We start from the raw sequence: 13359 nt of genomic DNA on the forward strand, positions 1-13359 counted from the left end.
CTATTGTGCGCGTTGCGGCCGTTCTTGGCCGCTGCGGCCCAGCCCGTTCTGTCGAATCACCCCGGCATACCACTTCGCGCTCGACTTGGGGATCCGAAGCTGGCTCTCGTAGTCGACGTAGACCATGCCGAAGCGCTTCGAATAACCCCACGCCCATTCGAAATTATCCATGAGCGACCACGCGAAGTAACCGCGTAGCGGGACACCGGCCGAAATGGCCTCGTGGCATGCCCGCAGGTGGGAGTCGAAGTAGGCCAGCCGGTCGGGGTCGTCCACCTCCCCGTCGACCACCGTGTCGACGAACGCCGAGCCGTTCTCGGTCACATAGAGCGGCAGCGCCGGGTATTCGCGGTGGACCCGCTCCAGCACCTCCACCAGGCCCGGGGCGTCGATCTCCCAGTTCATGTCGGTCACCGGGGCGCCACGGGTGACGAAGCGCACGCCCTCGCTGCCGGGCCAGTTCGACGGGGCCCGCCAGTAGGACTCCGGCGCGCCGCCGTCCGGGGCGGCCACGACGTACCGGCTGTAGTAGTTGATCCCCAGCACGGACAGCGGCGTGGAGATCACCGCCAGGTCGCCGTCCCGGACGTGCCCGAAGTCGCTGACCTCGGCGAGGTCCCGCAGCACGTCGGCCGGGTACTGCCCGCGCAGGACCGGGTCGAGGAAGAACCGGTTGGCGAGCCCGTCGATGCGCCGGGCGGCGTCGGCGTCGCCGGGCGAGTCGGTCTGCGGCGAGATCGCGTACAGGTTGAGCGTGATGCCGAGCTGGTCGTCCGGGCGGGCCGCGCGCATGGCCTGCACCGCCAGCCCGTGGCCGAGCATCAGGTGGTGCGCCGCACGCAGCGCGTCGGCGCCGTCGCTGCGACCCGGGGCGTGCGCGCCCGAGCCGTACCCCAGGAAGGCCGAGCACCACGGCTCGTTGAGCGTGGTCCAGTACCGCACCCGGTCACCCAGTGCGCCGTGCGCCAGCTCGGCGTACTCGGCGAACCGGCCGGCGGTGTCGCGCACCGGCCAGCCACCGGCGTCCTCCAGTGCCTGCGGCAGGTCCCAGTGGTAGAGCGTCACCCACGGCTCGATGCCGTGCTCGAGCAGGTCGTCGACCAGCCGCCGGTAGAAGTCGAGGCCCTCGGAGTTGAGGCGGCCCGACCCGTCCGGCTGGATCCGCGGCCAGGCCAGCGAGAAGCGGTACGACTTGAGGCCCAGCTCGGCCATCAACTTCACGTCGTCGGGCGCCCGGTGGTAGTGGTCGCACGCGACGTCCCCGGTGTGCCCTCCCGTGACCTTCCCCGGCGTACGGCTGAACGTGTCCCAGATCGACGGCGTCCGGCCGCCTTCGGTGGCGCCGCCCTCGATCTGGTAGGCGGCGGTAGCCGCGCCCCAGAGGAAGTCCGGCGGGAAGGCCACACCATGGCCGTTGGGGCTGATCACGCTTTAACTGCACCTTCCATGATGCCGCCGATGATCTGGCGGCCGAACAGGATGAATACCACGATCAGTGGCACCGTGCCGACCGCCGTCGCCGCGAACACCATCGAGTAGTCGGTGTAGTACGCGTAGGAGAGCGTCGCGAGCGACACCTGCAGCGTCGGGTTCTCCGAACTCAGGATCGCGAACGGCCAGACGAATTCGTTCCAGGTCTGCATGAACGTGAGCAGGCCCAGCACCGCGGCGGCCGGCCGCAGGGCGGGGAGCACGACGTTCCAGTAGACGCGCCAGGTGGAGCAGCCGTCGATGCGGGCGGCCTCGATCAGCTCGTCGGAGACCGCGGAGCTGGCGTACTGGCGCATCATGAACACGCCGAACGCGCTGGTCATGAACGGCACGGTGACAGCGAGCAGGGAGTCGTACCAGCCGAAGTCCTGCATCAGGCTCCACAGCGGGATGATGCCGAGTTGGGTGGGCACCATCATCGTGCCGACGACGAACAGCAGCAGCGCGTTGCGGCCGCGGAAGCGCAGCTTGGCGAACGCGAACCCGGCCAGCGAGCCGGTCAGCACCACCGACACGGTCACCACGCTGGAGACCAGGATCGAGTTGATGACGCCCTGGAGCAGGTTGGCTGTCTCGTTGTCCAGCGCCCGGCCCAGGTTGTGGCCGAACGCGCCGGCCGGGGTGAACGGCGGCGGCGTGTCGTTGATCGCGTCGTTGCTGCGGGTCGCGATCACGAACATGTAGTAGAGCGGGTACAGCGAGCTCAGCACCGCGAGGATGAGCGCGATGTAGGTGAGCGGGCTGGTACGCCACAGCCGCCTCGATCCCGCCGAGATGGTGGTCATCGCAGTCTCCTCACTTGACCGAACGGCGGGTGATCAGGAAGTTGAGCACCGACACGATCACGATCATCAGGAAGAGCGCCCAGGCCACGGCGGCGCCGTAGCCGGCCGTACTCAGGTTGTGGATGCTCTTCTCGAACATGTACATCTGCACGGTCTGGAACTCGCGCTGGGTGCCGCCGAGGATGTTGCCGTTGTTGAAGATCAGCGGCTCGACGAAGAGCTGCAGCCCGCCGATCGTCGACAAGATCACGACGAAGATGAACGTCGGCCGCAGCATCGGCAGCGTGACGGTCCAGAACTGCCGCCATGGCCCGGCGCCGTCGATCGCGGCCGCCTCGTACAGGTCGCGCGGGATCGCCTGCATGCCGGCCAGCAGGATCAGCGTGTTGTAGCCGGTCCAGCGCCAGTCGACCATCACCGAGATGGCCGTCCACGACGACCACCGCTCCTGACGCCAGTCGATCGGGCTGATGCCGACGAGGTCGAGCCCCCAGTTGATGACGCCGAAGTCGCGCTGGAAGAGCATGCCGAAGACGATCGCCACGGCCGCGACCGAGACGACGTTCGGCACGAAGATCGCCATCCGGAAGAAGGTCCGCATCCGCAGCAGCGGCCGGTTGAGCAGGTTGGCCAGGAAGAGCGCCAGCAGCAGCTGCGGGATGGTGGCCAGGAAGAACATGCCGAACGTGTTGCGGACGGCGTTCCAGAAGTACTCGTCCTTGATCAGGGCCGTGTAGTTGTCCAGCCCGATGAACGTGTGCGCGCCGACCAGGTCCCAGTCGTGCAGCGACATCCACAGCGTCCACACCATCGGGTAAAACCCGAAGATCGCGAAGAGCACGAAGAAGGGGGCGATGTAGAGGTACGGCGAGTACTTGAGGTCGATGCGGGCCAGCCGGGTCGAGAACCGGTGGCGCTTGGGCTGGGCATGTCTGTGGGGTGCGCCGCGGGAGGGCGGTGCCTGGGTGGCCGACAGGCTCATGGGGATGTCCTTCCCGGGTGCGGCCGGCGTGAGGGGAGGGTGGGTGGGCACGGGGCTCGGTGGCGCCCGGGCAGTGCCCGGACGCCACCGAGGCCGTCATTGGCGCTGATGGGTGCTAGAAGGCGCCCTGGGTAGCGGCGTCCTTGGTGAACTGCTCCCATGCCTTGGCCTTGCTGGCTTCACCCTTCTCGTACGCCCGGAGAGCTGGCTCGAGCGCGTTCTCCTTCACCGCCTGGTGCTTCGGGCCCATGTACGTCGGCACGATCTTCAAGACGCTGTCGCCGAAGATCTTGCCGGTCGGCGCGTCGCTGAAGTACTTGTTCGTGTACGACGTGAAGGCCGGGTCCTCCAGGGCCTTCAGGTTCGTCGGCAGCGGGCCGCTCTTCTTGAACGCGGCGACCTGGCCCTGCGCGTTGGTCAGGAACTCGATCAGCTTCGCGGCCTCGGCGTGGTGCTTGCTCTGGTTCGGCACGCCGAGCCACGAGCCGCCCCAGTTACCGGAGCCACCGGGCACCGCGGCGAGGTCCCACTTGCCGGCGTTCTCCGGGCCGGAGTTGCTCTCGACGATGCCGAGCATCCAGGACGGGCACGACGTGACGGCGAACGTGCCCTGCTTGAAGCCGGCGCTCCACTCCGGCGACCACGTCGTGATCTTGGCCGTGATGCCGGCGTCGGCAAGCGCGACCGCCTGATCCCACGCCGCCTTCACCGCGGGGCTCTTGTCCGCGATGACGTTGTTTTCCTTGTCGTAGAACAGGTCGGCGCCGTTCTGCTGGAACATGACCGCGTTGACCGCCATCGTCGACGAGTCGACGAACGCCTTGCCGGTCTTGGCCTTGTAGTCCTTGCCGGTCTGGATGAACTGTTCCCACGTCGGCCACAGCGCGCCGACCTTGTCACGCTCGGTCGGCAGGCCGGCGGCCTTGAAGAGGTCGGAGCGGTAGCAGATGCCGAGGCTGCCCACGTCGGTCGGCAGGCCCATCAGCCGGCCGTCGGGGGCCTTGCCCAGTTCGTACTTCCAGGACAGGTAGTCCTTGCTCTTGTCGCCTACGAGCGGGGCCAGGTCGACCCAGTTGGCCGGGTTCGACTTGAGCTCGTTGAGGATGCCCTCTTCCAGCATGATCACGTCGGCGGCGCCCTTGCCGGTCGCGAGTGCGCGCACGATCCGCGGCCGGAACTCGTTCAACTGCGCGACCTTGCGCAGCTCGATCTTGATGCCGGACTGCTGCTCGTACTGCTTGACCAGGTCGTCGTAGCCAGCCTCGCCGAAGGTGTCCACGACCAGCTTGTCTGGCTTCTGTCCGGTGTTCGATCCGCTGTTGTCGTCATCGCCGCAAGCCGCGACCGCGAGCACCGCGACCGAAGCGAGCGCGACCGCCGCAAACCGCCGGCGCGTCGAAACGCTCATCCCTGACCCCTCTCAGGTCTTTGATGTGTGTGGTGGGGGTGTGCCCGATGCACGCCACCATCGGCAGTCGCACAACAAAGGGGCCCGCGACCGTTTCTGGGGGCATGCCTGGCGCCACACGGTGCCCGGTGTGTGGCTCTCACCACACCCCGCCGGGAGCGCTCCCATGAGATTGCCGGCACGTTTCTGGGGTGTCAAGGCCCAAGTGGGAGCGTTCCCATTTCGTTACTCGCCGCAGCGGGATGAACCGCCATATGCGCGGTATATGGGATCAAACTAGGACGAGAAAATAGTACAAAAGCCACAAAAGGTACTGCCGAATACCGGCTATATCACGGGAATTCGGCTACGCCAACCGGCGTAAGAGCGTCGAAGTCCGCTCCATAGGAAAATCTGCGGGGTCGAACGAACGGCCCATCCAGCCGACCATCGCCTCGTACTCCGGGTGCTCCGGGTCGGCGATCGCGGCGAGGAACCGGGCGTACCCGAACGCCCCGCCGACGTCTTCCGGCGGGCACGCGCGCTCGCCGCCCACGCAGGCCGGGTAGCGCTCGTCCGGCTCCGCACCGACGACGTCCTCCACCGTGACCTCGTGCTCCCACCAGTCCCCGAAGTCGTACGTGTAGAGGAACCGGCCGCCCTTCGCCGCCACCGCGTCGAGCCGCACGTCCAGCTCGTCGCGCAGGGCCAGCTCACCGTCCGGATCGGGCTCGCCGTACTGCACCCCGTCGATGTCGAACGAATGCAGGTGGCAGTCCTGCCAGCCCATCGCGAGCTGGATGACCCGGTGCAGGCGGTCGAGCGTGTAGCCGCCCGGCACGAGCACCCGCCGCCACACCGGCGGCGCGACGTCCGCCAAAGACACCCTCAGCTGGAAGATCTGGCGCGGCATGGTTGGCACGGTCCCCCGTTCTTGACTTACGAGCCGTAGGGTTTCCACATGATCTGCCGGGCGTGCCGGGCGAAGCGACACGCGGACTGCCGGGGTGGCAGTTGGTGCGACTGTCAGCACCGTACCCCGGCACCGACCCCACCGGTCACTGGTCCGGCCGGCGAATGAGCGCCGCACTGGTCCGGCTTTCGTCGGGCGAGCCGCTCGACGACGCCGCGCTGACCGACCTGTACGCCATGGACGAGCCGGGCGTACGGGTCAACTTCGTGACGAGCGCGGACGGCGCGGTCGAGCTGGACGGCTTTTCCGCGGGCCTGTCCGGCGGCTCGGACAAGCGGGTCTTCGCCCTGCTCCGGATGCTCTGCGACGGGCTGCTGGTCGGCGCCGGCACGCTGCGCCACGAGGGCTACAACGCGCTGCGCCTGGACGAGAAGCGGCGCGCCTGGCGCCGGGAGCACGGGCTCCCGGACTACCCGACGCTGGTCGTCGTCTCCGGCGCGCTCGACCTCAACCCGGCGCAGGCCGCGTTCGCCGACGCACCCGTGCGCCCGATCGTGCTCACGCACGGCCGGGCGCCCGCCGACCGGCGGGCCGCGCTGGAGCCGGTCGCGGAGGTGCTGACCGTGGGTGCCGACGCCGTCGATCTCACCGACGCCCTGGTACGCCTGCGCGAACGCGGCCTGCGCCACCTGCTGTGCGAGGGTGGGCCGCATCTCCTCGGCACGCTCACCGCCGCGGACCTGGTCGACGAGGTGTGCCTGACCGTGTCACCGCTGCTCACCGGCCCCGGCGCCGGCCGCATCACCGCCGGCCCGCCAACCCTCCCCGTCCTTTGGCCCTCCACCACGCATTGCAGTCGGACGACACCCTCCTCCTCCGCTACACCCGCCCCTAACGGCACCCTTTTCGCGTCGCCCACGGCCCCCTTTTCGCGTCGATCAAGGGCAAATGGTCGTGCTTTGATCTCCAAACCACGGCCATTTGCCCTTGATCGACGCGAAAATCCTTGATCGGCGAGCCCGCCGGGCCGCCCTTTGAAGCAAAGGCGGGGCGGGCGGCGACCACAGCTTCTTGTGGATAGAGCTGTGGATTACCACAAGTTCTTGTGGATATCGGTGAGTCGGCTGCCGGGATGTCGGTGGGGTGGGGCACGATGTTGGCGTGGCAGATGAGACCGGTGAGGCTGAGCTCGTAGACGTGGTGGGGCGGGTCCTCGGCACGGCCGACGCCACCCCGTTGCAGTTCTGGACCGCGGTGGCGCCGGGCAGCTACCTGCAGCTCGACGACGTCGTGGTGACCCGGCGCGAGCTGCCCGACCGCGGGCCGGTCACGATCGCTGGCGTGGTGACCCAGGTGCGGGCCCGTCACGAGGGCGCCCAGTTCGACTCCGACGTCTTCGCCATCGCCGACGGCACGCTGCCCGCGATGGTGCAGGAGGCCGCCGAGATCACCACCACCCGGGTCGACCCGGAGCTGTACGTGCCGCCCTCGCCCGGCGCCGTCGTGCACCGGGCCCGGGGCGACGCCCGCGCCGCCGCGCTGCACTTCGACCGGATGGAAAAGCGGATACCCATGGGCACCGGCCGCGACGGCGCCCCGGCCTACCTCAACGGCGACTTCCTCGACGGCAGCCGCGGCGCGCACGTGTCGATCTCCGGCATCTCCGGCGTGGCCACCAAGACCAGTTTCGCCACGTTCCTGCTGTACTCCGTGTTCCGCTCCGGCGTCCTCGGCGGCGACGCGATCAACGCCAAGGCGCTGATCTTCAACGTCAAGGGCGAGGACCTGCTGTTTCTCGACCACCCAACGCGCGGCTCGACGAGGCCACCACCGCGGCGTACGCGACACTCGGCCTGCCCGCCACCCCGTTCCCCGACGTCCGGGTGTACGCGCCGCCGCGTACCGGGGACTCCTCCGGCACGCCCGACGTGAGCAGCCGGCTCGCCGGGGTGGACAGCTTCTACTGGACGCTCGCCGAGTTCTGCGAGCACCGGCTCCTGCCGTACGTGTTCGCCGACGCCGACGACGAGCGCCAGCAGTACACGATGGTCGTCCACTCGGTGGCCGCCCACCTGGCCCGCTACGCGCAGCCCGCCGACGGGGGCGTGAGCATCGACGGCACGCGGCTGGGCTCCTACCCCGACCTGGTCGACTTCATCGTCGAGCGGCTCACCGACGAGGAGACCCGCGGCACCTGGGCCGGCAGCGCGATCAACACGGGCACGGTCAACGCGTTCGCCCGGCGGCTCATCGCCAGCAAGAAGGACCTGGCCCGGCTCATCCGCGGCGACCTTGCCGCGCGCCGGCCGCACGCGATCAAGACGGCGGAGAGCGCCCAGGTCACGGTCGTCGACCTGCACAACCTGCCGGACCGCGCGCAGCGCTTCGTGGTCGGCGTGACCCTCAAGACCGAGTTCGAGCGGAAGGAGAAGGCCGGCACCGCGAAGCCGCTGCTCTTCGTCGTGCTCGACGAGCTCAACAAGTACGCGCCGCGCGATGGCTCCTCCCCCATCAAGGAGGTGCTGCTCGACATCGCCGAGCGCGGCCGCTCGCTCGGCGTGATCCTGATCGGCGCGCAGCAGACCGCCAGCGAGGTGGAGCGGCGGATCGTCACCAACTCCGCGATCCGGGTCGTCGGCCGGCTCGACCCCGCCGAGGCGTCCAGACCGGAGTACGGCTTCCTGCCGCCCGCCCAGCGCCAGCGCGCGCTGCTGGCCAAGCCGGGCACGATGTTCGTCAACCAGCCCGACATCCCGGTGCCGCTGTGCATCGAGTTCCCGTTCCCGGCGTGGGCGACCCGGCCGTCCGAGGCCGGTCCGGCGCCATCGGCCACGCTGCGGTCGATCGTCCAGTCCGCCGACCCGTTCGCGGTCGTCGGCGGGCGCTCCGAGGATGAGATCCCCTTCTGATGAAGATTCTGCACACGTCCGACTGGCACGTCGGCAAGGTCCTCAAGGGACAGTCCAGGGTGGAGGAGCACATCGCCGTGCTCGCCCAGGTGGTGGACGTGGCCCGCACCGAGCGGCCCGACCTGGTCATCGTGGCCGGCGACCTGTACGACACGGCCGCCCCCACGCCGGAGGCGACGCGCCTGGTCACCCGGGCGCTCTCCGCGCTGCGCGGCACCGGGGCGCAGGTGGTGGCGATCGGCGGCAACCACGACAACGGCGCCGCGCTCGACGCGCTGCGCCCGTGGGCCGAGGCCGCCGGCATCACGCTGCGCGGCACCGTCCGCGACTCGGCCGCCGAGCACGTGCTGACCGGCGAGACCGCCGGCGGCGAGCCGTGGCGGCTGGTCGCGCTGCCGTTCCTGTCCCAGCGGTACGCCGTACGGGCCGCCGAGATGTACGAGCTGACCGCCGCCGAGGCCACCCAGACGTACGCCGACCACATCGGACGGCTGATCGGCGTGCTCGCCCGGGACTTCGGGTCCGGCACCGTCAACCTGGTCGCCGCCCACCTCACGGTGGTCGGCGCGACGATGGGCGGCGGCGAGCGCGAGGCGCACTCCGTCCTCGGGTACGCCGTGCCCGCGACCGTCTTCCCGGGCAGCGCGCACTACGTGGCGCTCGGCCACCTGCACCGGGCCCAGCAGGTGATCGGGCCGTGCCCGATCCGCTACTGCGGGAGCCCGCTGGCCATCGACTTCGGCGAGGGGGAAAACACGCCCTCGGTCGCCGTGGTGGAGGTCACCGCCGAGACCACGGCCAAGGTGCGCGACGTGCCGATCACCGCGGCCGTCCCGCTGCGCACCGTCCGGGGCACGCTCGACGAGCTGTCCACGATGGATCCCGACCAGCCCGGCTGGCTGCGCGTGTACGTCCGCGAGGCACCCCGCGCCGGCCTGCGCGAGGAGGTCCAGGCGCTGCTGCCCCGCGCCCTGGAGGTGCGCATCGACCCGGACATGCTGCCCAGCAGCGATGCCGCCGCCCGCGCCGCCCAGCGGTCCGGCCGCTCCCCGCGCGAGCTGTTCGCCGACTACCTGGACAGCCGCGGCCACGCCGACGACGGGGTGCGGGACCTCTTCGACAAGCTGTACGAGGAGGTGTCTTCGACATGAGGCCGCTGCGGTTGGACATGGCCGGGTTCACCGTCTTCCGCGACGAGACCACGGTCGACTTCACCGACGCCGACTTCTTCGCCCTGGTCGGCCCGACCGGCTCGGGCAAGTCGACGGTGCTCGACGCCATCTGCTTCGCGCTGTACGGCCAGGTGCCCAGGTGGGCGAGCAGCCGGGGCATCGTGAACGCGCTCGCCCCGTCCGCCACCGAGGCGCGGGTGCGGCTGGTGTTCGAGTCCGCGGGGGCGCGCTACGTGGCCACCCGGGTCGTGCGCCGGGACGGCAAGGGGCGGGTCTCCACCGGCGGGGCCGGCCTGCAGCTCATGCCGGCCGGGTTCGATCCGTCCAAGCTGGACGCCGGGCTGACCCCCGACGACCTGGGCGAGGTGCTGGCCGGCACACCCGGCGAGATGGACGACGCGGTGCTGGACGCGGTCGGCCTGCCGTACGAGCAGTTCACGAGCTGTGTGGTGCTGCCGCAGGGGCAGTTCGCCGACTTCCTGCACGCCAAGCCGGCCGCCCGCCAGGAGATCCTGGTCAACCTGCTCGGGCTGCACGTCTACGAGGCGATCCAGAAAAGGGCATCCGGGCGGGCGATGCAGGCGGACGCCCAGCTCGCCGCCGTCGACAAGCTCCTGGGCGACATGTCCGACGCCGACGACGACGCGCTGGCCCAGGCCGCCGACCGGGTCACCGCGATGCGCGAGCTGGCCGCCGCGGTCGAGGCCGACGTGCCGGCGCTGCGCGAAGCCGAGCTGGCCGCGGAGGGCGCGTCCGCGACACTGCACGACCTCGGCCGCGAGATCGAAGACCTCACCGCGATCCGGCCGCCGGACGACCTGGCCGGCGTGGCCGGGGCGGTGGCGACCGCCCGAGCCGCCGTCGCGGAGGCGACCGCCGCGGTCGCGGTCGCCGAGGAGCGCGAGGAGAAGGTCCGCGGCGAGGTGGCCGGGGCGCCCGACGCCGCCGCCCTCCGCATGCTGCTGGAGGCGCACGCCGAGCACGACCGGCTGACCGGCCAGGCCGCCACGCTCGCCGACGCGGTGACGGCGGCCGGTCGGGAGCATGCCACCGCGGCACAGTCCCTCGACGAGGCGAAAGCGGATGCCGCCCGGGCGGCCGAAATGCTGGAGGAGGCCAGACGCTCCTATCAGGACGCACAGGCGGCTGACCGGGCCGCCTCGCTGCGCGTACACCTGGTTGTCGGAAAGCCCTGCCCGGTGTGTGAGCAGGCGGTGCCGGCGGTGCCCGAGGTGGTCGAATCGGTCGTGGCCAACGCGGAAGCGGCCGGAAAGGCCGCCCGCAGGGCCGCGGACCGCGCGGCCGCGGTCGTGGAGCAGCGCGACAAGGCGCTGCGCGAGCTCGACCGGGTGCTGGAACGGGCTCGCGCGCAGCACGACCAGCTCGGCGCGCGGCTGACTGAGCTGTCAGACAAGGTCGCGGAGTCGCCCGGCCCGGCCGCGCTGCGCCGCGAGCTGAAGGCGCTGGATGTCCTGCAGGGCCGGCTGGACGAGGCCGGCGCCGCGGTGCGGGCGGCGCGGGAGGCGCAGCGGCGGGCCCGGTCCACGGCCGACGCCGCAGACAAGGAGCTGCGGGGGGCGTGGATCCGGTTCGATCTGGCCCGCGACCGGGTCGGGCGGCTGGCCCCGCCGGCCGCCGACCGCGACGACCTGGCGGTGGCGTGGGCGGCGCTGTCGGCCTGGGCGGCGGAGCAACGCGCGGAGCGGGCGGTCTGGCGCGAAGAGGCGGACGGCCGGCTGAAGGCGGCCCGCGCGGCGGTCGAGACCGTCCAGAAGCGGCTGACCGCGCTCTTCACCGGCGCCCACCTACAGGTCCCGGAGCGATCGGACGGCGAGGGGTTCAGCCGCACGGCGGTGGTCGCGGTGGCCCGCATCGAGGCCGCCCACCAGCGCATCGTGGAGCGCCGCGAGCAGGCCGAGCAGCTGCGCGAGCAGCGGACCGAGCACGAGCGCGACGGCCAGGTCGCCAAGGCGCTGGCCGGTCACCTGCGGGCCAACAACTTCGAGCGCTGGCTGCTCGAAGAGGCGCTCGACCTGCTCGTCGACGGCGCTTCCCGGATCATGCGCGAGCTGACCAGCGGGCAGTACGAGCTGGTGCACGACAAGGGCGAGTTCTTCGTGATCGACCATCACGACGCGGGGCTGCGCCGGGGCGTGCGGACACTGTCCGGCGGCGAGACGTTCCAGGCGTCGCTGGCCCTCGCGCTGGCGCTGTCCGAGCAGCTCGCCGGCATGTCGACCACCGCGGCCAGCCTGGAGTCGATCGTGCTGGACGAGGGCTTCGGCACGCTCGACACGGCCACGCTCGACACCGTCGCGGCGACGCTGGAGGGCCTGGCCGCGCGCGGCGACCGGATGGTCGGCGTGGTAACCCACGTGCCGTCGCTGGCCGAGCGGGTGCCGGTCCGCTTCGAGGTGCGCAAGGACACGCGCACGGCACGGGTCGAACGGACCGGCCTATGAGCGAGCACAGCGAGTGGGCGCCGAGGCGCGGCGGTGCCTTCCCAGCGGCGCCGCGAACCGACGGCGCACGGACACCGCCGCCGTTGGGAAGGCACCGCCATCCTGCGCCTCGGCGCCCGCGAGCCGGCTGGCTCAGCGGCGCGGCGCCGTTTTACCAACGGCGTCGCGAATGCCCCACCCCGACGGGCACCGCCGCCGTTGGTAAGACGGCGCCTTTCGGCGCCGCTGCGCTCGCGAATCGGGCAGGCCCATGACCCGGCTGTTCGTGGACACGTGGGACCCGGCGTACGGGGCGTCGTTCGAAGGGGACACCGGTGGTGGGCCGGCCACGCCGAGCACCGCCCAGGTCGACACCGACGCGGAGCTGCCCGCCGCCGAGTGGCGCCCGCTGACGGCCCCGCCCGACCTGCGCCCGCCGGACGTCGTACTGCTGGTCGACGGGGTGCGCCGCATCGACGCGGGCCTGTGGACCGAGGAGGAGGACGGCGCGTCGTACGCGGGGCTGGCCGCCTCGTACGCGGCCGGCGTGGTGCGTTGCGACCTGGCCCGCGGTGCCGCCGAACTGGTCGGCAAGCAGGTCGCGCGCGGTCTGTTCACCGCCAGCCCGTCCGCTCGGGACGTCGTCGCCGGCCAGATCCGGTACGCGCTGCACAAGGTCAGCGGCTCCGGCGAGCTGAGCAAGCTGCCCGCCTCCGTCCAGGGCCCGCTGACCGCCCTGGAGGTCGAGGTCTCGGGCGCCGCGCGCACCGACGGCGACCTCCTGGTGGTCGACGGCCCCTTGCGCAACCGCCGGCACCTCCCGCGCACGCTGGGCTACGTCAAGACTCAGCACAGCCAGTACCTGCCGGCGACACTGTCCGCTGTGGTCACCTCGCTGCGGGCGGGGCAGCGTTCACCGGTCTTCGCGCTGGGTACGGCCTGGGGCGGCTGGTCCTGGTACCTGCGGCTGCCCGGCTCGGGCGGTGCCCCGTGGGCCGGCATCGTCCGGGTGGAGTGCTCCCCCGACCTGACCGTGGCGCAGGCGGTCGAGCTGGCGCATTTGTCGCTGGTGACGCTGCCCCGGTTCGCGTCGACGCCGTACAAGGATCCGCGTGCGCCGCAAAACCTGATCCCGATCGCCGGGCTGGAACGGCGGCTGCGCGGGCTGCTCGGCGATGCCCGTCTGCTGCACCGCGCGCTCACGCTGGCCGCATCCCGCACAACGTAACGCCCCGCTCCCCTTCACCTCGGCTTCCGCTCCGCAGCCCACGCCGCGCGG

At 71.1% G+C, this 13359-nt stretch carries 8 protein-coding genes and 2 pseudogenes; 5 read left to right on the forward strand and 5 right to left on the reverse strand.

Annotated elements, in window-relative coordinates; translation table 11 throughout:
* The 5 genes from Prum_RS11015 to Prum_RS11035 form a co-directional block, all read right to left on the reverse strand.
* On the reverse strand, positions 1 to 1428 hold the full coding sequence (locus Prum_RS11015; protein ID WP_173076172.1) for a GH1 family beta-glucosidase: 1428 nt from the start codon (positions 1426 to 1428) through the stop codon (positions 1 to 3).
* Positions 1425 to 2276 (reverse strand): carbohydrate ABC transporter permease, encoded by an 852-nt coding sequence (locus tag Prum_RS11020; protein WP_371871215.1) that lies wholly within the window; start codon positions 2274 to 2276, stop codon positions 1425 to 1427. The genes Prum_RS11015 and Prum_RS11020 overlap by 4 nt, the downstream gene beginning before the upstream one ends.
* 10 nt (positions 2277 to 2286) lie before the next feature.
* Positions 2287 to 3258: a carbohydrate ABC transporter permease gene (locus tag Prum_RS11025; protein WP_173076173.1), complete on the reverse strand. Its 972-nt coding sequence runs from the start codon at positions 3256 to 3258 to the stop codon at positions 2287 to 2289.
* 115 nt (positions 3259 to 3373) lie between these two features.
* Positions 3374 to 4666, reverse strand: a complete 1293-nt coding sequence (locus Prum_RS11030) for an ABC transporter substrate-binding protein (protein ID WP_173076175.1) — start codon at positions 4664 to 4666, stop codon at positions 3374 to 3376.
* A 346-nt stretch (positions 4667 to 5012) separates the two neighbouring features.
* Complete coding sequence (locus tag Prum_RS11035) at positions 5013 to 5558, reverse strand: plasmid pRiA4b ORF-3 family protein (protein WP_173076177.1); 546 nt, start codon at positions 5556 to 5558, stop codon at positions 5013 to 5015.
* A gap of 164 nt (positions 5559 to 5722) precedes the next feature.
* On the opposite strand from Prum_RS11035, the pseudogene Prum_RS11040 reads away from it, so the two are divergent.
* From Prum_RS11040 to Prum_RS11060, 5 genes and pseudogenes are all read left to right on the forward strand, one after another.
* A pseudogene (locus Prum_RS11040) lies at positions 5723 to 6453 on the forward strand (pyrimidine reductase family protein).
* A gap of 266 nt (positions 6454 to 6719) precedes the next feature.
* Positions 6720 to 8467: pseudogene (locus Prum_RS11045) on the forward strand (ATP-binding protein).
* Positions 8467 to 9618, forward strand: coding sequence for an exonuclease SbcCD subunit D (locus Prum_RS11050; protein ID WP_173076179.1), 1152 nt, complete (start codon positions 8467 to 8469; stop codon positions 9616 to 9618). Before Prum_RS11045 ends, Prum_RS11050 begins: the two are co-directional and overlap by 1 nt.
* Complete coding sequence (locus Prum_RS11055) at positions 9615 to 12101, forward strand: AAA family ATPase (RefSeq protein WP_173076181.1); 2487 nt, start codon at positions 9615 to 9617, stop codon at positions 12099 to 12101. Before Prum_RS11050 ends, Prum_RS11055 begins: the two co-directional genes overlap by 4 nt.
* A gap of 250 nt (positions 12102 to 12351) precedes the next feature.
* Positions 12352 to 13308 carry a hypothetical protein gene (locus Prum_RS11060; RefSeq protein ID WP_173076182.1) on the forward strand — a complete coding sequence of 319 codons (957 nt, stop codon included), beginning with the start codon at positions 12352 to 12354 and terminating at the stop codon, positions 13306 to 13308.
* The last annotated feature ends 51 nt before the right edge of the window (positions 13309 to 13359 follow it).

It is taken from the genome of Phytohabitans rumicis (assembly GCF_011764445.1).
Taxonomy (GTDB): domain Bacteria; phylum Actinomycetota; class Actinomycetes; order Mycobacteriales; family Micromonosporaceae; genus Phytohabitans; species Phytohabitans rumicis.

What these genes read in the sequence shown, in the direction of transcription:
- Prum_RS11055 (WP_173076181.1), top strand. Translation starts at nt 9,615, where the DNA reads ATGAGGCCGCTGCGGTTGGACATGGCCGGGTTCACCGTCTTCCGCGAC.
- Prum_RS11050 (WP_173076179.1), top strand. Translation starts at nt 8,467, where the DNA reads ATGAAGATTCTGCACACGTCCGACTGGCACGTCGGCAAGGTCCTCAAG.
- Prum_RS11060 (WP_173076182.1), top strand. Translation starts at nt 12,352, where the DNA reads ATGACCCGGCTGTTCGTGGACACGTGGGACCCGGCGTACGGGGCGTCG.
- Prum_RS11030 (WP_173076175.1), bottom strand. Translation starts at nt 4,666, where the DNA reads ATGAGCGTTTCGACGCGCCGGCGGTTTGCGGCGGTCGCGCTCGCTTCG.
- Prum_RS11035 (WP_173076177.1), bottom strand. Translation starts at nt 5,558, where the DNA reads ATGCCGCGCCAGATCTTCCAGCTGAGGGTGTCTTTGGCGGACGTCGCG.
- Prum_RS11020 (WP_371871215.1), bottom strand. Translation starts at nt 2,276, where the DNA reads ATGACCACCATCTCGGCGGGATCGAGGCGGCTGTGGCGTACCAGCCCG.
- Prum_RS11025 (WP_173076173.1), bottom strand. Translation starts at nt 3,258, where the DNA reads ATGAGCCTGTCGGCCACCCAGGCACCGCCCTCCCGCGGCGCACCCCAC.